12 protein-coding genes and 1 riboswitch are annotated in these 19,492 nt (G+C 58.4%); of the genes, 9 read left to right on the plus strand and 3 right to left on the minus strand.

From position 1 onward, the window contains the following. The first annotated feature begins 38 nt into the window (after positions 1-38). The 5 genes from CJU81_RS13850 (at position 39) to cobM (ending at position 2,891) form a co-directional block, all read left to right on the plus strand. Complete coding sequence (locus CJU81_RS13850) at positions 39-404, plus strand: response regulator (RefSeq protein ID WP_095037098.1); 366 nt, start codon at positions 39-41, stop codon at positions 402-404. A gap of 45 nt (positions 405-449) precedes the next feature. Beyond that, a riboswitch (cobalamin riboswitch) is annotated at positions 450-660 on the plus strand. Between the two features lie 96 nt (positions 661-756). Continuing rightward, positions 757-945 carry a CbtB domain-containing protein gene (locus CJU81_RS13855; RefSeq protein ID WP_095037099.1) on the plus strand — a complete coding sequence of 63 codons (189 nt, stop codon included), beginning with the start codon at positions 757-759 and terminating at the stop codon, positions 943-945. A gap of 11 nt (positions 946-956) precedes the next feature. Beyond that, the gene (locus CJU81_RS13860; RefSeq protein ID WP_095037100.1) at positions 957-1,658 is read left to right on the plus strand and encodes a CbtA family protein; all 702 of its coding nucleotides are present in this window, start codon (positions 957-959) and stop codon (positions 1,656-1,658) included. Beyond that, positions 1,655-2,068 (plus strand): cobalamin biosynthesis protein, encoded by a 414-nt coding sequence (locus tag CJU81_RS13865; RefSeq protein WP_095037101.1) that lies wholly within the window; start codon positions 1,655-1,657, stop codon positions 2,066-2,068. Before CJU81_RS13860 ends, CJU81_RS13865 begins: the two co-directional genes overlap by 4 nt. Before the next feature lie 76 nt (positions 2,069-2,144). Further along, positions 2,145-2,891, plus strand: coding sequence for a precorrin-4 C(11)-methyltransferase (gene cobM / locus CJU81_RS13870; protein WP_095037102.1), 747 nt, complete (start codon positions 2,145-2,147; stop codon positions 2,889-2,891). A 294-nt stretch (positions 2,892-3,185) separates the two neighbouring features. Here cobM and nfuA read toward each other — a convergent pair whose 3' ends face one another. Then, a complete protein-coding gene (nfuA, locus tag CJU81_RS13875; protein WP_016781101.1) occupies positions 3,186-3,770 on the minus strand; it encodes a Fe-S biogenesis protein NfuA in 585 nt (194 codons plus the stop codon). Positions 3,771-3,882: 112 nt separating this feature from the next. Beyond that, positions 3,883-6,180 (minus strand): fatty acid cis/trans isomerase, encoded by a 2,298-nt coding sequence (locus CJU81_RS13880; protein WP_095037103.1) that lies wholly within the window; start codon positions 6,178-6,180, stop codon positions 3,883-3,885. Between the two features lie 154 nt (positions 6,181-6,334). On the opposite strand from CJU81_RS13880, the gene metH reads away from it, so the two are divergent. Then, positions 6,335-10,045: a methionine synthase gene (gene metH, locus CJU81_RS13885; protein WP_095037104.1), complete on the plus strand. Its 3,711-nt coding sequence runs from the start codon at positions 6,335-6,337 to the stop codon at positions 10,043-10,045. A 114-nt stretch (positions 10,046-10,159) separates the two neighbouring features. Here metH and CJU81_RS13890 read toward each other — a convergent pair whose 3' ends face one another. Beyond that, positions 10,160-16,591, minus strand: a complete 6,432-nt coding sequence (locus tag CJU81_RS13890; RefSeq protein WP_095037105.1) for an NEL-type E3 ubiquitin ligase domain-containing protein — start codon at positions 16,589-16,591, stop codon at positions 10,160-10,162. Positions 16,592-16,744: 153 nt separating this feature from the next. Here CJU81_RS13890 and CJU81_RS13895 point away from each other — a divergent pair, with 153 nt between their 5' ends. The 3 genes from CJU81_RS13895 to CJU81_RS13905 all read left to right on the plus strand — a co-directional run bounded on the left by CJU81_RS13895 (position 16,745) and on the right by CJU81_RS13905 (position 19,454). Then, the gene (locus CJU81_RS13895; RefSeq protein WP_095037106.1) at positions 16,745-16,960 is read left to right on the plus strand and encodes a DUF2970 domain-containing protein; all 216 of its coding nucleotides are present in this window, start codon (positions 16,745-16,747) and stop codon (positions 16,958-16,960) included. A gap of 357 nt (positions 16,961-17,317) precedes the next feature. Beyond that, the gene (locus CJU81_RS13900) at positions 17,318-18,976 is read left to right on the plus strand and encodes a nitrite/sulfite reductase (protein WP_095037107.1); all 1,659 of its coding nucleotides are present in this window, start codon (positions 17,318-17,320) and stop codon (positions 18,974-18,976) included. Continuing rightward, positions 18,960-19,454 (plus strand): DUF934 domain-containing protein, encoded by a 495-nt coding sequence (locus CJU81_RS13905; protein WP_095000404.1) that lies wholly within the window; start codon positions 18,960-18,962, stop codon positions 19,452-19,454. The genes CJU81_RS13900 and CJU81_RS13905 overlap by 17 nt, the downstream gene beginning before the upstream one ends. The last annotated feature ends 38 nt before the right edge of the window (positions 19,455-19,492 follow it).

Genomic DNA, 19,492 nt, shown 5'->3' on the forward strand with positions numbered 1-19,492 from the left:
GTGAGAACCGCGCATAAATTTTTATCGAGATCATGATTATGTCCGCAACACCCTCCACCATCCTTGTGGTCGAAGACGACGCCATTGTTCGTATGCTGATCGTTGACGTCTTGCAAGAACTGGAGTTCAGCGTGCTTGAAGCCGATGGCAGCGAGCGCGCCCTGGAACTGCTTGAGGACACAGCCCGCAACATTGACCTGCTGATGACCGACGTTGGCCTGCCGGGCATGGACGGTCGCACCCTGGCAACCAGGGCCCGGGAACTGCGCCAGACATTGCCTGTGCTGTTTGCCAGCGGCTACGCCGAAACCCTTGAGGTTGCACAAGGCATGGAGGTGATCGGCAAGCCCTTCTCCATTGACCAGTTGCGTGCCAAAGTCAAAAGCATGCTGATCAATGCATGATCTGTAACTGTTCCCTGAATTGACGCTTCTCGCGGGCTGTGGTTTCCTACACATCTTGTATCAGGTGCCCTTCACAGGGTGAAACGGGAAACCGGTGCGTCAGGCTTTCGCCCTGACAAGTCCGGCGCTGCCCCCGCAACGGTAAGCGAGAGAAACATCACGTCCACTGTGCCACTGGCATGGGAAGGAGATGTTTGCAGGCTCAGCCCATGAGCCCCTCGCAAGCCCGGAGACCGGCCTGGTTATTTCGAATAACAAACCCGCGGTGGGCGGGCGCTGTTAAACCCTGCGAGCTTCGTTCGCGGGGTTTTCTTGCGCTTTGCTGCCCGTCGTCCGACCCGAGGCAAGCGCCATGTCCATCAGCACCAGCCGTACCCAATCCGCCGCGAGTACCACCACCCAAAGCCAACGTATCGTGGCCGCTGTCGGCGCTGCCGTACTGGGCGCTTTGCTCGTCTATTTCGCCGGTTTTTCGCATATTGACGCTGTTCACAACGCAGCGCATGACACCCGTCACAGCTCCGCCTTTCCGTGCCATTGAGATTGCCTGCCATGATTAAGCGTATCGCTCAAACGGCTGGCTTTACCGGCCTGCTGGCCGCCCTGCTGCTGACCCTGCTGCAAAGCTTTTGGGTTGCGCCGTTGATTCTTCAGGCCGAAACCTACGAAAAACCTGCCGCTACCCAAGTGCACGAACATGCCGACATGGCCATGCCTGCGCATGAGCACGACGCCGAGGCCTGGGAGCCGGAAGATGGCTGGCAGCGCGTGCTGTCCACCACTGGTGGCAATCTGGTGGTCGCGGTCGGTTTTGCCCTGATGCTGGCGGGCCTGTACACCCTGCGCGCACCGGCGCGGACCTCCCAGGGTCTGCTCTGGGGCCTGGCTGGCTATGCCGTGTTCTGCCTGGCACCGACGATGGGTTTGCCGCCCGAACTGCCGGGCACGGCTGCAGCAGATTTGCTGCAACGTCAGCTCTGGTGGGTCAGCACTGCGGCCTCTACGGCCGTGGGCATTGCCTTGCTGGTGTTTGGCAAGCATTGGGCGCTCAAGGTGCTGGGTGTAGCGATTCTGATAGTGCCGCATATTTTCGGTGCGCCGCAGCCACTGGTGCACTCCAGCCTGGCACCCGAAGCGCTGGAGTCGCAGTTCAAAATTGCCGCGCAACTGACCAACCTGGCTTTCTGGCTGGCACTGGGCGTGATCAGCGCCTGGCTGTTCCGCCGCAAGGCTGATGGCCAGTACTCGGCATGACGACAACCGGCACAGCGCCAAGCCTGGTGATTGGCCTGGGCTGTCGCCGGGGTTGTAGCGCGCAGGAACTGCTGGCATTGATCGAAGACTCCCTGAGCCAGGCCGGCATCGCACTGAGTGCAATCCGCGGCCTGGCCAGCATTGACCTGAAACGCCACGAACCCGGACTGCTGCAACTTGCCACCCGGCTAAACCTCGAACTTGAAGTGTTCAGCGCGGCACAAATGGCCGAATTTGCGCCACTACTCAGCCATCGCTCGGCTATCGCGCTGACCCAAACCGGCTGTTCCGGCATTGCCGAAAGCGCTGCCCTGGCCCTGGCCGCGCACTTGTCCGGGGCACCGGCCAAGCTGTTGATCACGCGTAAAAAATCGTCCGTGGCGACCTTTGCGTTGGCCTGTGCCGGGTAAAACCCGCGATAATCCCCTGCCTCACTATGAGCGTTGTTCACGAACAGCTCTATCTCGACCTTTTCAAGAGACTGCCATGACCGTTTATTTCATCGGCGCCGGGCCCGGCGATCCAGAGCTGATTACCGTCAAGGGCCAGCGCCTGATTCGCAGTTGCCCGGTGATCATTTACGCCGGCTCACTGGTGCCGCAAGCGGTGCTGGATGGCCACCGGGCCGAGCAGGTCATTAATAGCGCCGAGCTGCATCTGGAGCAGATCATCAACCTGATCAGGGCCGCTGATGCCAAGGGCCAGGACGTGGCGCGCGTGCATTCCGGCGACCCGAGCCTGTACGGCGCGATTGGCGAGCAGATCCGCTGTTTGCGCGAGCTGGGGATTGCCTTTGAAATTATCCCCGGAGTGACGGCCACTGCCGCCTGCGCGGCGATTCTGGGGGCTGAATTGACCTTGCCGGACATCTCGCAGACGGTAATTCTGACACGTTACGCGGAAAAAACCGTGATGCCTGCCGGTGAAGAGCTGGCCAGCCTGGCGCAACACAAGGCGACCATGGCCATTCACCTGGGGGTGAAGAACCTCGAGAGTATCGTGGCCGAACTGACCCCGCATTACGGCAGCGACTGCCCGATTGCGGTGATTCATCGCGCAAGCTGGCCGGATCAGGACTGGGTGCAAGGGACCCTGGCGGACATCGCTGTCAAGGTCCAGGCCAAGGGCTTCAGGCGTACCGCGCTGATTCTGGTGGGCCGGGTGCTGGCCAGTGACAGTTTTGCCGATTCGTCGCTGTACCGTGCCGGGCATGCGCATTTGTATCGGCCTTGAACGCCACCTTTCCTTGCGGGAGAACGCTTGTTTGTGGAAGCGGGCTTGCTCGCGATGGATTCGCTGTGGCTTACCTGACAGACCGCAGCGCCTGCGGGATTACAAAACTGTAGTCGCTGCCGAAGGCTGCGAAGCGGACTTGGGTAATTCCAGAATACGGCATGCTCCGCAACCCTTCGCAGCCTTCGGCAGCGACTACAAACCTCGCGCCATAATCGACAGGCATAAAAAAACGGTGCTCACGGGGCACCGTTTTTTCTTCAGCTTCGCAGCGAACACCCTGTTACTGATTAATCAGTAGTAGGCGTTTTCTTTCTGCGAGTGGTCTGTCACGTCACGTACGCCTTTAAGCTCCGGCACACGCTCAAGCAGAGTGCGCTCGATACCTTCGCGCAAGGTCACGTCTGCCTGGCCACAGCCCTGGCAACCGCCACCGAACTTGAGCACCGCGATACCGTCTTCAACCACTTCAATCAGGCTGACCTGACCACCGTGGCTGGCCAAACCGGGGTTGATCTCGGTTTGCAGGTAGTAGTTGATGCGCTCGTTGATCGGGCTGTCGGCGTTGACCATCGGCACTTTGGCGTTTGGCGCCTTGATGGTCAGCTGACCACCCATGCGATCGGTGGCGTAGTCCACCACGGCATCGTCCAGGAACGGTTCGCTGAACGAATCGATCCAGGCCGTGAAGCTTTTCAGGCCAATGGCGGTGTCTTCAGGTTTGACTTCAGCCGGCTTGCAATAAGCAATGCAGGTTTCAGCGTACTGAGTACCGGGTTGGGTGATAAAAACGCGGATACCGATACCCGGGGTGTTCTGCTTGGACAGCAGATCAGCCAGGTAATCGTGGGCAGCGTCGGTAATCGTTATGGCGCTCATGGAATCTCCTCGCAGACATGTGACGCAGTTTACGCCAATCGGCGCGCCTGACAAAGTCCTAGTGTTTTTGTCAGGAAAGCTGCGTCCCATTCGTTCAATTTCAACCGCCCCTTTACAGGTTTTCGTAGCGGTTCATGTCCAGTACGCCCGCTTCAACCGGGTCGGTTTCATGGATGTACTGGCCTATATCATGGAAGTACTGCCAAAACTGCGGGTGACTGCGGCGGATCCCCCACCGCTCGACGATGCGGTCAAATGTTGCCTGATCCTTGCATTGCTCCATGGCCTCGACAAAGGTTTCGACCTGGCCTGCAGGGATATTGAACATGAAGTTGGGGTAGCTGCTCAGCACTCCCGGGTAGATGGTCAAGGTGTCCAGCCCCGGCTCCAGGCGGTATTCCTCGCCCAGCATAAAGGCCACGTTGGTGTGCGCACGGTTGCGCAACATGCTGTACATCTCGCGCTTGCCGTCTGCACCTTCGATACGCAGCATGGTGGCTTCAGGCAATTGATTGATCACATCCAGCCCGGCAGCAGGCCGCGAGGTCAAACGGCTGAGCGCTTGCTCGGCGTATCTGAATTCCTGCGCAATATCGGGCCGTGAGCAGTAGGCACCCGAGCAGCGGTTGATAGGGTCGGGGCGCGCATTCAGGGTGCCGGTGCGCTCAATCAGCTTGAGGGCGAAGTCACGTTTGGGATCGGCCGGGTCGAGCTTCATGCCGGTCGGGGTGTCTGTGTCGATTTTCTGGTAGTCCATCCACATCTTCAGCTTGCCGCTGTTCTGATACCAGTCGCTGAGGATCGACGCCCTGGAATCGGCGGGCATCAGGCGCAGGAAGTTGACTTCAGCACCATTGCGGATCAAGTCAAAGTACAGACGCGTCTGAGCCTGGTGCGAGACATTGCCGAATACGTCGAAGTTGACTGCCAACTGGTAGTAGGTGCGCTCCAGCAACGGGTAGTCGAACAGCCACAGGGTTTGCGGGATATCACCGATCAGGCCCTTGCTCACACTGGCGCTGTCAAAGTGACGGAAGACCGTGAGCAAGGCGTTGTCGTTGCCCGCCCACAGGGTCGACCAGCTCGGCGGCGGCATCTCGGCATAAGCCTTTTGCCGCAGTTTTTCATAGTCGTTGCGCTTGTCACGGTAGTTGTGCCACAGCGAAATAACGCTGCCAACGTCGTCGATCTGGCCGGGCATCGCCAGCAATGGGGTTGCTACACCGCGATAAACCGCATCGGTGACATAACGGTCACGGGCCGGTTCCTGGAACACGGTCCAGAAGTTATCACGAATTACATCAGTGGCAATTTGACCGCGGCAAACCGGGCCACGGATAAAGGTGCGCACGAAGTATTCAGCGTTATCGAGCATAAACTGATAGCGCGCCACTGCAGGAATGGCTTCAAAGGTCTCAAATGGGTTGGCACGCCCGCGTGGCCCGTAGCCAGGCAGTCTGGTGGCATGCCAGTCGCCGCTGTAGAACAGCTGTTTGACCCGCGCCAGTTTGTGCGCACCCATTGGGTAGGTGATGTGGGTTTTATGCACAATCACGCCCTGCACCGGCTGCAAACGATAGTAAAACGCCGTGCCCGGGTCATCGTTGGGGCGGCGTGTGGCGATCAGGTCCACAGGTTGCCCGCTGGGCGTGCGCGAGCGCACCCACTGGAAGTAATGCCCCGGCACACCATTGTCAAAATAGGTATGGGCCAGGAACAGGTGCTCGTACAACCAGCGCGCCACCAGCGCTTCGGTGGAACCCGGACGGTTGAACAGCTCTTCCCACTCGGCAATCTGCGCCGCCTCGACCGCTGTGGGCTTGATCGCGTTCTGATCAACTTTTGCCCCCTGGGCCAGCCAGGTCTGCACGGTGCTGTATTGCTGGTCGGTCAGCCCGGTGACGGCCAGCGGCATACCCTCTTTGGGATGGCTCTGGGCATAGGCATTGAACTCGCCGGGCGCCGGGCAGACGTTTTCGCGGTTCAGGCCCAGGACGATTTCTTCGGGCAACTTGGCGTTGGGAGTCAGCGGCGTGCTGTGCCCAAGTTCCAGCATGCGCGCCATCAGGGCTGCTTGCGCGCCTTGAGCGTCGAGAACCGAGTAAAAACCCTTGTTGCGCCATTCATTGGGGCCGCTGGCATCGTAGAAAATCCGCGTCGGGGCGACGGCATCTACACGGTCCCCTTTATATACCGGGACTTTACTGGCACCACGGGTAGCGCCCTCCGCGCTCCCCAGGTTGAGCTGGCAGGCCGCATCATTGCAGGCGTGGCAGGCAACGCATTTTTCGGTGAGGATCGGCTGGATGTCCCTGGTGTAGGAAATAGCCGGGCTGACCAACGGGGTCTGTGCCAACGCTGTACTGCACACCACCAGCGTCACGGCGCTGGTGAGTAGGCGAAAAAACATGTGCCATTGTCCTGATATCAAAAATATGTCGCGATTCTACCCGTCGAACAAAGGCCGCAACATGAATCAAATTCATGTAAATCAGCAGACGCTCAAATCCCACGCAGGTTTGTTATGATTTCGCATCTTTTGCATGGCTCTAACAGGTAGTCCTATGTCTGACCGCAGCGCTCGTCTCCAAGCACTTCAGCAAGCCCTCAAAGAGCGCATTCTGATTCTCGATGGCGGCATGGGCACTATGATCCAAAGCTACCGTCTAGAGGAACACGACTATCGTGGCACACGCTTCGCCGACTGGCCGAGCGACGTCAAGGGTAACAACGACCTTCTGGTGCTCACCCGCCCCGACGTGATCGGCTCGATTGAAAAGGCCTATCTGGATGCCGGCGCCGATATTCTCGAAACCAACACCTTCAACGCGACTCAGGTATCGCAAGCCGACTACGGCATGCAGGCACTGGCTTACGAGCTAAACGTAGAAGGCGCTCGCCTTGCGCGCAAGGTGGCCGATGCCAAGACACTGGAAACCCCGGACAAACCGCGTTTCGTCGCGGGGGTGCTCGGCCCTACCAGCCGTACCTGCTCGCTGTCGCCAGACGTTAACAACCCCGGCTACCGCAACGTGACCTTCGATGAACTGGTGGAAAACTACACCGAGGCCACTAAAGGCCTGATCGAAGGCGGCGCCGATCTGATCCTGATCGAAACCATTTTCGACACCCTCAACGCCAAGGCTGCGATCTTCGCCGTACAGGGCGTATTCGAAGAGTTGGGTGTCGAGTTGCCGATCATGATTTCCGGCACCATCACCGACGCCTCCGGCCGCACCCTGTCGGGCCAGACCACCGAAGCGTTCTGGAACTCCGTAGCGCACGCCAAACCGATTTCCGTGGGCCTGAACTGCGCCCTGGGCGCCAGCGAGCTGCGCCCGTACCTCGAAGAACTGTCGAACAAGGCCGGCACCTACGTCTCGGCTCACCCGAACGCGGGTCTGCCCAACGAATTCGGCGAGTACGACGAACTGCCGTCCGAAACCGCCAAGGTCATTGAAGAATTCGCCCAAAGCGGCTTCCTCAACATCGTCGGTGGCTGCTGCGGCACCACGCCGGGGCATATCCAGGCCATCGCCAACGCCGTGGCCGGTTATGCGCCACGCCAGATCCCGGACATTCCAAAGGCCTGCCGTCTTTCCGGGCTGGAACCATTCACCATCGACCGCAGTTCGCTGTTCGTCAACGTCGGTGAACGCACCAACATCACCGGCTCTGCCCGCTTTGCCCGCCTGATCCGCGAAGACAACTACACCGAAGCCCTGGAAGTGGCCTTGCAACAGGTTGAAGCCGGTGCGCAGATCATCGACATCAACATGGACGAGGGCATGCTGGATTCGAAGAAGGCGATGGTCACCTTCCTCAACCTGATCGCCGGCGAGCCTGATATCTCCCGTGTACCCATCATGATCGACTCCTCCAAGTGGGAAGTGATCGAAGCGGGCCTCAAGTGCATCCAGGGCAAGGGCATCGTCAACTCGATCAGCATGAAAGAAGGCGTCGAGCAGTTCATTCATCACGCAAAACTGTGCAAGCGCTATGGCGCCGCGGTGGTGGTGATGGCCTTCGACGAAGCCGGCCAGGCCGATACCGAAGCGCGTAAAAAGGAAATCTGCAAACGCTCCTACGACATTCTGGTCAACGATGTGGGCTTCCCGCCAGAAGACATCATCTTCGACCCGAACATCTTCGCCGTAGCTACCGGCATTGAAGAACACAACAACTACGCTGTGGACTTTATCAACGCCTGTGCCTATATCCGCGACGAACTGCCCTATGCCCTGACGTCCGGGGGCGTATCCAACGTGTCGTTCTCGTTCCGTGGCAACAACCCGGTGCGTGAAGCCATCCACTCGGTGTTTCTGCTCTACGCGATCCGCAATGGCCTGACCATGGGCATCGTCAACGCCGGCCAACTGGAGATCTACGACCAGATTCCCGCCGAGCTGCGCGATGCCGTGGAAGACGTGGTGCTTAACCGCACCCCGGACGCCACCGACAACCTGCTGGCCATTGCCGACAAGTACAAGGGTGATGGCAGCGTCAAGGAAGCCGAAACCGAAGAGTGGCGCAGCTGGGACGTCAACAAGCGTCTGGAGCATGCGCTGGTCAAGGGCATCACCACCCATATCGTTGAAGACACCGAAGAGTCGCGCCAGTCCTTCAAGCGCCCGATCGAAGTGATCGAAGGCCCGCTGATGTCGGGCATGAACATCGTCGGCGACCTGTTTGGCGCAGGTAAAATGTTCCTGCCGCAGGTGGTCAAATCTGCCCGCGTGATGAAACAGGCAGTTGCTCACCTGATCCCGTTTATCGAACTGGAAAAAGGCGACAAGCCAGAAGCCAAGGGCAAGATCCTGATGGCCACGGTCAAGGGCGACGTGCACGATATCGGCAAGAACATCGTTGGCGTGGTGCTGGGCTGTAACGGCTACGACATTGTCGACCTTGGCGTGATGGTGCCCGCGGAGAAAATCCTCCAGGTGGCCAAGGAGCAGAAGTGCGACATCATCGGTCTTTCCGGACTGATCACGCCGTCGCTGGATGAAATGGTCCATGTTGCCCGCGAGATGCAGCGTCAGAACTTCCATCTGCCACTGATGATCGGCGGTGCGACTACGTCCAAGGCGCACACTGCGGTCAAGATCGAACCCAAGTACCAGAACGATGCCGTGATCTACGTCACCGACGCCTCCCGCGCCGTGGGCGTGGCCACACAGTTGCTGTCCAAGGAACTGAAACCGGCCTTTGTTCAGAAAACCCGCGAAGAGTACGTTGAAGTCCGTGAGCGCACCGCCAACCGCAGTGCCCGCACCGAACGCCTGAGCTACCCGGCATCGATCGCCAAAAAGCCGCAGTTCGACTGGGCCAGCTACCAGCCGGTGAAACCGACCTTTACCGGCGCCAAGGTGCTGGACAATATCGACCTCAAGGTACTGGCCGAATACATCGACTGGACACCGTTCTTTATTTCCTGGGACCTGGCAGGCAAGTTCCCACGCATCCTTACCGACGAAGTGGTCGGTGAAGCAGCCACGGCGCTGTACGCTGATGCCCAGGAAATGCTGAAAAAACTGATCGACGAGAAATTGATCAGCGCCCGTGCGGTGTTTGGCTTCTGGCCAGCCAACCAGGTCAATGATGATGATCTGGAACTCTATGGTGATGATGGCCAGCCATTGGCCAAACTGCATCACTTGCGCCAGCAGATCATCAAGACCGACGGCAAGCCAAACTTCTCCCTGGCCGACTTTGTCGCGCCGAAAGACAGCGGCGTGACCGACTACGTGGGTGGCTTTATCACCACCGCCGGCATCGGTGCCGAAGAAGTGGCCAAGGCGTATCAGGACGCAGGCGACGACTACAACTCGATCATGGTCAAGGCCCTGGCTGACCGCTTGGCCGAGGCTTGCGCCGAGTGGCTGCACCAGCAGGTGCGGACCCACTACTGGGGCTACGCCAAGGATGAACAGTTGGGCAATGAAGAGCTGATCAAGGAGCAATACAGCGGTATCCGCCCTGCTCCGGGCTACCCGGCGTGCCCGGATCACACCGAAAAAGGCACCTTGTTCCAACTGCTCGACCCAGAAGCCGAAGAAATGCGCGCGGGCAAAAGCGGTGTGTTCCTTACCGAGCACTACGCCATGTTCCCGGCGGCAGCGGTCAGCGGTTGGTACTTCGCCCATCCGCAAGCGCAGTACTTTGCAGTGGGTAAAGTCGACAAGGACCAGATAGAGAGCTACACGGCGCGCAAGGGTCAAGACCTGAGCGTGACCGAGCGCTGGCTGGCACCCAACCTTGGGTATGACAACTGACAGCTATGAAGCCCGCCGCAAGGCGGGCCTTTGCTGGCCGCAAATCTGTATTCGCTGATGAGCGGTGCTGCTACATTTCTTTTTTGCAGCCGCTGAGTGCAGCACTCGTACTCTTTAAAGGCTAGCCACCCCCGCAAGCTCTTCAGTCGTCAGCCGCTCACGCAACTGACGCGCTTCATTGCGATTACGCTCATCCAACGCCTCAAGCTCTTGCAGATAGCCGTTGCCCATATCAGTGTGCCGGTCCTCCAGCGCTCTGTGTTCGTCTTCAAAACGCTGCTCAAGCACCTGGAAATCCTCTGAATACTGGCGTCGCAAGTAGCTGAGCCAATAATCCTGCATCAACAGTTGCCCCATAAAGGCGGGGGTCCGTTCAGCCGCCAATACCGCGTCATAGGCGTCATCAAGCTCCTGCGCCGTGACTTTGGCCTCGCTTCTGTACAGCATGTCCCTGGGCTGGCGGGGCAGTTCCAGCCGTCCTGCCAGATCGACGCGATAAGCCATGCGAATTTCAGCCGGGTCCAGTTCCGGCCGCCGGTTGATGGCTGCCTGGGCGATTTCTTCTACTTGCCCCAGACGGAACAATCCTCTGGACAATCTGACCAGAGCGGGCCCCTCCTCGCCCGCCACCGCTGACTTGAGCACATTGAACTCGTACACTTTCACCTCGATATTGCTGAACAGCAAAATCCTGCCATCACCACAGGTAAACTGCGAACGCGCGCTGGCAAAAATATCGCTGCACAATTGCCCATCCGACTCTGCCGCCAGCAGAACCTCCCACACCCGATTGGTCAGATCGGCCCTGTCTTCCCTGAAGTCGCGCGTGTGTTTCAGCTCACTCAACAAATAAAACAGGCTTTCGCTGCCTTCCCGGGCCTGCAGGCCAGCCCATACCCCATGCTTGGGCGAGTCCGGCGCAACCCCCTCGAACCATCGGGCCTTTTGCTGCGTCGCAGGCTCGCCGAATACCTGGCCCAGGTCCTCATCTTCCCCGCCAAAGGTGCTGTCCGAGCCATTGCTGTCCTGCAACGCAAGATCAATATCCTCACGGCTATAACCAAGGCCGTTGCCCGAAAACTCCAGATAATCCCGTAACGATCGATAGCCCGAAGACGTCAGCAGGTTGTCGGTCAAATCGGTTCCAGCCATCAAGACATCGTTGTCCCCTGTGAACAGTTGCGAGGGGATATCCTCAATCTGGTTGCCGCTCAAGTTCAGGGTTCTGAGCGTGGGCGTATTGAGGACCTGCGCGGGCCAGCGGGCCAGGTGATTGCCTCTCAGATCGAGGGCTTGCAGGCGGGACAGGCCGCTCAAGTCAAAACTCTCGAGACGGTTATGGCTCAGATCCAGCCACTCCAGGCGCGCCAGTGGCTGCAACTGTTGATGCAGACGATCGCTGTCGTCGAAGCTGTTGAAGCGAGCCTCAAGCCGGGTCAGGCGTTCTAATGAACCGACTGCCCCGGGCAGTGTTGTCAGTGCATTGTTATTGAGTCGCAAGGTATTCAATGCCGGAAAATCAGCGATAAAAACATCCGCGCCCTCAGCTGTAAGCCTCACACCATTGAGGCTCAACGCTGTTACATGGGCCATCTGGACTGGCAAGGCCGGCATGTCCCCCAGGCACAGATCCGAAAAGTCCAGGGTATTACCGCCCCGTTCCCGCGCAGGGCTGAGCGTTTGACGCCAGCACTGCATGATCCGCTCAGCCGCCCGCCTGCGATCGACTGCACTGACCCAACGGCCATTCTCTCTGTAGCCTGGTATGTCAATCCAGCGATTGAGACTAATAGTCAGGTCGTCATGCTCTCGCGCCCACTCGACAAGTCGGGCCTGAACCTCGATTGCGCCCATGCCGCGGGACTGCAAGCCATCAATACAGGCGATTGCTTCACTGAGCATCAAATCCGGATTGAGCCTCTGCACAAATGCTGCCGCAGTCATCTGCATTGCACCCGGCACAATTTCTGGCAGGCGCGGCAAAAGGAGCTCGGGCGAATCGGCTACCGACTGGGGGTAGTACTCGGGGGTGCCACCGGTTTTGCCCGCCTCCAGCAACTGCACGCTGATATCCCCGACACTGTCACGCCCCAGCCTTGACGCATAGGCAAGCAAGTCTGCGCAACTGGCACGGGTTAGCCGACAGCCGCCCAGGCGGGTACCCTGCATCAACTGATCATGACCGTACAATGCCGCCTGCGGCACGGAGGTAACCGCACTGCGGCTCAGGTCCAGTTCATGCAGTAACCTCAGCTCCAGCACGCCGTCGGGCCACTCCCTGATGGCCGTATTCTTGAGGACCAGCACCTCAAGTCCGGACAGGGAGCGCACATCCAGAGACGTGACACGGTTGCGCTCAAGATTCAGTTCCCTGAGCCCCTGCAACTGATTCAGGCAGCCCTGTATTGAAGGGGTGACACTCAACTCGTTGGAGCCCAGGTCGAGCACCTTGAGCCCCTTGAAGTTTGCCAGCTCGCCGGGCAACGATGTCAGGCCGTTGCGTCGCAGATTCAGGGACTGGACATGGGTAAACGAACCCAGAAACCTGCCAAGCTCGTCCAGGGGCACGGTTAAATTACTCAGGTTCAGATGCTCAACATGCGCCAGCGCCCTCGCGGGCAATAGCGGCAAATCACTCACCAGGCCGCCCGACAGGTCCAGCACCACGGCGCTAGCATCACGCCATAACGGCCCCGTGGCGGGACCTTCTGCCCCCAGTCGAGCAGCAACACCCAGTCGCCAGCTGAGCTGTATCTTGTCAGCCGTATGCCTGCGAAAGAACATTTCAGTGGTCAATGGCGTCTGCTCAGTCCATGTATCCAGCGCCTGCATCAGCGCCCGATATTCTTCATGCAGCGCATTGATTTGCCTGAACAAGCCGGTGAAGTCCTGCTCCCTGAGCCTGGCCTGTTCAAGTACCCGCTCGACAACCTGTACATCCTGCAGGGTGAACCGCCTCAGGCAGCCCCGGCAGTACTGCAGTGACCACTGTTGCAGATCCTTGAGGTGAGCCGGTTCATCACGCAGATACTCAAAAGCCCTGATCACCAGCGGCGGGTCCATGTTTGACCAGTCAAGACGCAACCCTCTCCATAACTGTCGGTGCTGGTTAAACAACTCATCAGGCAGAGTCTTGATCGCGGTCGCAAAAAGGTCGAGGGTTTGCAGATGCTCAAGTACAAACACTCCACGCGGCCATTGCTGCAGGTTGCCGCTCACGCGCAACACCCGCAGGCGGGGCCATGCACTGACGTCCAGCGCCTGGACAGTCCCCGACAGGCTCAGATGTTCAATTTGCGTCAGGCCATTGAGCCTATTTATGAAGGCCGGTGTGAACCCCGGATACTCGGCTTCAAGTGACAGCTGAGTGATGCCCGCAAGTTGATCCAGGGCATCGGCCAGCGCCATATTTTCCTGGCTGATATCACTCACCTCTAGACGTTGCACTCTTGGGAAACGCTTCACAAACCCGCCGCCAGGCTCACTCATCATTAGATCTGCATCGAGTTTTAATGCTCCAACATGGGAGAAGTCGGCGTCCAGTGCAGGGAAATCACTGACAGATCCGAAATCAAGCAACACTGGTGTCTGCGAAGTACGCTGTAAACCTGCACGCCAGCAGGCAATTACCCTGTCAGCCACTGGTTGGCGTTCCCAGTCGTTGCCCGCACGCATCCAGACTTCCAGCGTGGTCCGCAAGCCTTCCAGTTCACGTTGCTGGTTGGCCAGAAAGTGGAACAGATGCTGGGCTGTCTCCCCGCCACTGCGACGCTCAAGCAGATAGCGGCTGGCCGCCTCATCACTCATGTTCGGGTAGATATCACGCATTCTGCCAAGCAGTAACGGGTCCACATCTGACGCAGTACTGCGCCCCGAAAGTCCATAGCCGATATGGCCATTGAGTAACTGCAGATAAGGCCTGGAGCGCGGTGTACGCATTTTCAGGGCGCGAATCATTTCGTTGCGATGGGATCTTGCATAGCGGCCCACAGCTCTGCGCCGATCATGGCTTTGGCTGACATCGGGCAAGTGCAGGCAATGCTCTGCCAGACGCTCACTGTCGGCCGACGCCAGCCCTGGCAAGTCCAGCCCCGCAAGCGCCAGATTTAACCGGCTTTGCTGCGCAGCAACCCGGGCCAGATTATCAAGGGCGGCCGATATCCACCCTGTAGTACGCAGTTTGGCCAGATCGCTTTTACCGGCCCGGGCTAGCACCTCCCGACCCATGCGTACGGACAGCCCGGGAAACCTGCGCTGTAACTGTTCAACATGGGGATCAGCCCGTTGGCCAAACTCAGTCAACCGTCTGAACCGGGCCTGCAATTCAATACGCACCAGGTCCTCAGCGTGACGGTTGCGCGACGGCTTGAGGTCGATCCGTTTGCGCTCGACCCAATACAGCTCAAGGGTATCGAGTAACAACGCTGGCGGTGGCCAGCCATCCATATGCGTTTTGCGCAGTGCATCGTCGGTTACCCCGCTGATATCACAGATCCGCCCAAGGGTGGCGTCATCAAAGCCTTCAGTCACATGGCCCAGCCGCCGCAGCAAGCTCGGGCGAGTCCATTGCAATGGTTGCTCATGGCTCAGGCGCCAGGCACCGGCATGATTGTGCTTGAGTTCGGGTTGATAAGCCGCGTTGTCCGTGGGGTGCTTGACCGTCCATGTGCTCTGCCCCGTACCAAGTGCCTGCTCGTAAACCTGCTGATCCACTTGTATATAGAGGCGGCCCTGTACTTCGTATTGCCCCAGGGCATTGGGGGCAAGCGGAGCGATCAGGGCGCGGTCGCATTGATAAGGCGTCATGTCCGGTTTCCAGAGCCGGGTCTGGCCATTGCGCAATGTAATCGGAATCAGTTGGTCAGCCCAACGGGGCAGTCTGTCTGCGCTGATTCTACTGATCCTGTGACCGGCGCCCGCCATTACACCCGCCACGGCCAGGTTTATCGCCACACTCTCACAATGCGCCCAGGCCCCTTCAAGGTCGCCAACGCCCCAGGATTCAATGCCGTGATAGACCTCCATGCCGATCTGTAAAGCCATGACCGCCATCATCACCTCCCCCAGACCGGGGATAAAAAACGCGGCAATGTTCACGACGTCCATGCCCAGCCCCAAGTAGTAATCCAGACGCTGCTGCAACAACTTGCGGTCGGCATCGGCGGTTGGCACCGCGAGTAAACGGGCATTGGCTTTGAGCCGTTCCAGATGCAGTCGGTACAATTCACCAAACAGGTCAGCAGGCCTGATTTCGAGATAACGCTGAGCCAGCCTCAAGTCCACTTCATCGACAAATACCGGCATTTGACCCGTGGTGGAATCGGGGCGGGTTGTATAAAGCTGGTCGTTCAGGTGTGCCAAAAAGGTGGGTGCATCCCCCTGTGGCACCAGGCTGGCGAACAGTTGCTGATATTGCCCGGTACGCAAATTCAGCCCAAGCTCATACTGGAAAGCCTCGAGTGACTGGTACTCCTTGAGCACCGCCTGTGGCGCCCCTGGAATGTAAACCAGCAGAGGTTCCATATCCGGCTTGTGCATTACCGGCAGATCGAAACCCAGCCCTGTTTTCGCCCACTCGGTTACCGGCAGCGTTGAGCGATACGGCCCGATCAGCAACACCTCGCCCAAGGTAAAGCCATACAGCTGCAACTGACTGAACACCACCGGTTTGCCAGCCATTGAGGGCACCGGTGCACGTTCCAGCACGGCCCGCATCATTGCGTAGGCCTGCAGGGATATGTCCTTTTGCATCAGAGCGCTGTGCAGATGAACGCCCAGCAGTTCCTGTTGCGCCCGGATCATCTGGTCGCGCACCACGGGTGCCCTTTCGGGCGCCTCGAACACGGCGTACAGGTGGTCCTGGTATTGCTGCCCCAGATCCAGGGCACGGCTGATGCGGGAAAAAACCTCGGGGGTCATGTCGAGCTTTTCCCGATAGGCGAAACCTGGTACAGGCTTCAGGTTCTCCAGACCTTGATCAATTTCCTTGACGCCTTCGCCCGAGCCATGCACCAGGGCTTCGGCGATATCCGAGTAGTTATCCGATGAGCCGCTGCGGACCCATTTATCGACTGCCAGCGCCCCTTCGGGCGCCAGGGCGCTGACCTGGCCATTGACCAGCAGTGAAAACGCTTCATTGCCTTCAAAGTTGAGCAACGCCGCTTGCAGAAGACTTTGATGCTGCACGGGCTGGTCGCGACGCAGGTAAAACAGGCGATTTTTATCAACGTCGATATCAACGCCTGCCGCACTGTGGCTGCGCAAGGCATCCTTGAGCCTGGGCTCGGCAAATTGCGTGATGCCTTGTAAATGCTTGAGGGTTCGGGCCAGTGTCAGGTTGGCACGACGACTGCGCATCTGGCTGGCAGCCAGTGCCTCGCGCAACCAGGGTGCAACCCTGTCTTGCTCTGCATCAGGGCGCCCCAATAACCCCTGCTTGAGGCGCAAGACATCAGTGGTGAGACTGTGTCTGATCCAGGTGGGCAGTTTTGCCTTGATAAATGCTGCATGCGGCCCAAGGCCTGCCGATACGCGCCATGTGCTCATTGAGCCTCTCCTGATAGCTCCCTTTGGAAGCTGCAGTACAACGAAAGGCTCGGTGCCTATGGCGGTATATATATGCCGCACGGAGTTCAAAAAAGCCCCGTGTTGGCTATCCTTTGACTTGAGCAATCCCGCCTACCGGCACTGGAGAGCATCATGGACGATCCGAATAACAAGCCACCGACTTTCTGGCAAGTGCTGCACAGCGTGATGGCCGCTGCTTTCGGGGTACAAAGCGCAAAAAACCGCGCCAGGGATTTTACCCACGGCAAGCCTGGCCAATTCTTGCTGGTTGGCTTGCTGTTTACAGTGGGTTTCGCCCTGACCCTGTTCGCAATCGTCAAACTGGTGGTGTATCTGGCCGGGGTTTAGGGTTACTGGTGGCTGACCCAGAACACGGCAGTTGCAACCACCAGAATGATCAGAAAGAAAATGGCCCATGCATCGACCTTGCTGTCGCTTTTACGCACTTTTACTGGAGTACTCATCGCATCGCCTTTTTTCGGTTTTATGGGTGATTGCTTGAAGTCCTTAATCCAGTTAAGTCCAGCTATGCCCTTCTCACAAGTAAGGGATTGAGAATCAAACGCTTATAGTCGTTTTGGTTCTTTGCATATGCTTAAACATCACTTTTGCGCATAACTACAAACTGGTATCGTGCCCCGCTCCTTGGGGAGTGCGCGGCCGTGCGCGCAGATAAGCTGTTAGCAGCCTGAGAACAGGACCTATATGTACGTATATGACGAGTACGATCAGCAGATCATCGAGGACCGCGTCAAGCAGTTCCGGGATCAGACCCGACGCTATCTGGCAGGTGAGCTGAGCGAAGAAGAGTTCCGCCCCCTGCGCCTGCAAAATGGCCTTTATGTTCAACGCTTTGCCCCAATGCTGCGGGTCGCCGTGCCTTATGGCCAACTGACCTCACGTCAGGCGCGAATGATGGCCAAAATCGCTCGCGACTATGACAAGGGCTATGCCCACATCAGTACCCGCCAGAACGTGCAATTCAACTGGCCTGCGCTGGAAGACATCCCGGACATCCTGGAAGAACTGGCCACCGTGCAGATGCACGCCATTCAGACCAGCGGTAACTGCCTGCGCAACGTCACCACCGACCAGTTCGCCGGTGTTGCTGCCGATGAACTGATCGATTCGCGCCCTTGGTGCGAAATCGTGCGTCAGTGGACGACTTTCCACCCGGAATTCGCCTACCTGCCGCGCAAATTCAAGATCGCGATCAACGGCTCGACGTCCGACCGTGCTGCCATCGAAGTGCATGACATTGGCCTGGAGCCGGTGCTCAACGAAGCAGGCGAAGTGGGCTTCCGTGTACTGGTGGGTGGCGGCCTGGGCCGTACCCCGGTAATCGGAGCCTTCATCAACGAGTTCCTGCCGTGGCAAGACCTGTTGAGCTACCTCGAAGCCATCCTGCGGGTTTACAACCGCTATGGCCGTCGTGACAACAAGTACAAGGCGCGGATCAAGATTCTGGTCAAGGCGCTGACGCCTGAAGTGTTTGCCGAGCGTGTCGAAGCCGAAATGGTTCACCTGCGCGGCGGTTCGAACACCCTGACCGAATCCGAAGTGCAGCGTATCGCCAAGCATTTCGTCGACCCGGACTACAAAGCCCTGCCCGACTTCGGCGCCGAACTGGCCGAACTCGACAAGCAGCACCCGGGCTTCGCCCGCTGGCGTGTGCGTAACACCCTGGCCCACAAAAAGCCGGGCTATGTCGCCGTTACCCTGTCGCTTAAACCTACGGGTGTAGCGCCGGGCGATGTGACCGACAAGCAGTGGGACGCCATTGCTGACATGGCCGACCGCTACAGCTTTGGCCAACTGCGCACTTCCCATGAACAGAACATCATTCTGGCCGATGTTGAAGAGAGCCAGCTGTTCACCATGTGGGGCGAGTTGCGCGAAAACGGTTTTGCCACGCCGAACATTGGCTTGCTGACCGACATGATCTGCTGCCCTGGCGGTGATTTCTGCTCGCTGGCCAACGCCAAGTCGATCCCGATTGCCGAATCGATCCAGCGCCGCTTTGAAAACCTGGACTACCTGTTCGACATTGGCGAACTGGACCTGAACATTTCCGGTTGCATGAATGCCTGTGGTCACCACCACGTCGGGCATATCGGTATTCTGGGTGTAGATAAAAAAGGCGCCGAGTTCTATCAGGTTTCGTTGGGTGGCAGTGCCAGCCGTGACGCCAGCCTGGGCAAAATTCTCGGCCCTTCGTTCGCCCAGGACGCCATGCCGGATGTGATTGAAAAACTGATCGACGTGTATGTTGAAAAACGTACTGAAGACGAGCGTTTCATCGATACCTACCAGCGTATCGGCATCGACCCTTTCAAGGAGCGCGTCTATGCAGCGAATAATTAAGAACAACCAGGTCATTGATGAAACCTGGCACTTGCTGCCCAAGGAAACCAGCTTTGACGAAATCTCCAACTGTGACGACTTGATCGTACCGTTGGTAATGTGGCGCGAGCACGGTCACGCACTCAAGGCCCGCGATGGCGGTCTGGGCGTGTGGCTGGACAGCGACGAAGAAGCTGAAGAGCTGGGCGAGGACGTGGCTAATTTTCAGGTCATTGCCCTGAACTTCCCCGCCTTCACCGACGGTCGCAGCTACTCCAATGCCCGCTTGCTGCGTGACCGCTACGGTTACAAAGGCGAACTGCGCGCCATTGGCGATGTGCTGCGCGATCAGTTGTTCTATCTGCACCGCTGCGGCTTTGACGCATTTGCCATCCGTGCCGACAAAGACCCGTATGAAGCGCTGGAAGGTCTCAAGGACTTCTCGGTGACCTACCAGTCTTCAACCGATGAGCCGATGCCGCTGTTCCGACGTCGCTGACAAGGGGGTTGGCCCCGGTTCTGCCGGGGCCAACCGTC

This window comes from Pseudomonas fragi, from assembly GCF_002269505.1.
Lineage (GTDB): Bacteria > Pseudomonadota > Gammaproteobacteria > Pseudomonadales > Pseudomonadaceae > Aquipseudomonas > Aquipseudomonas fragi_D.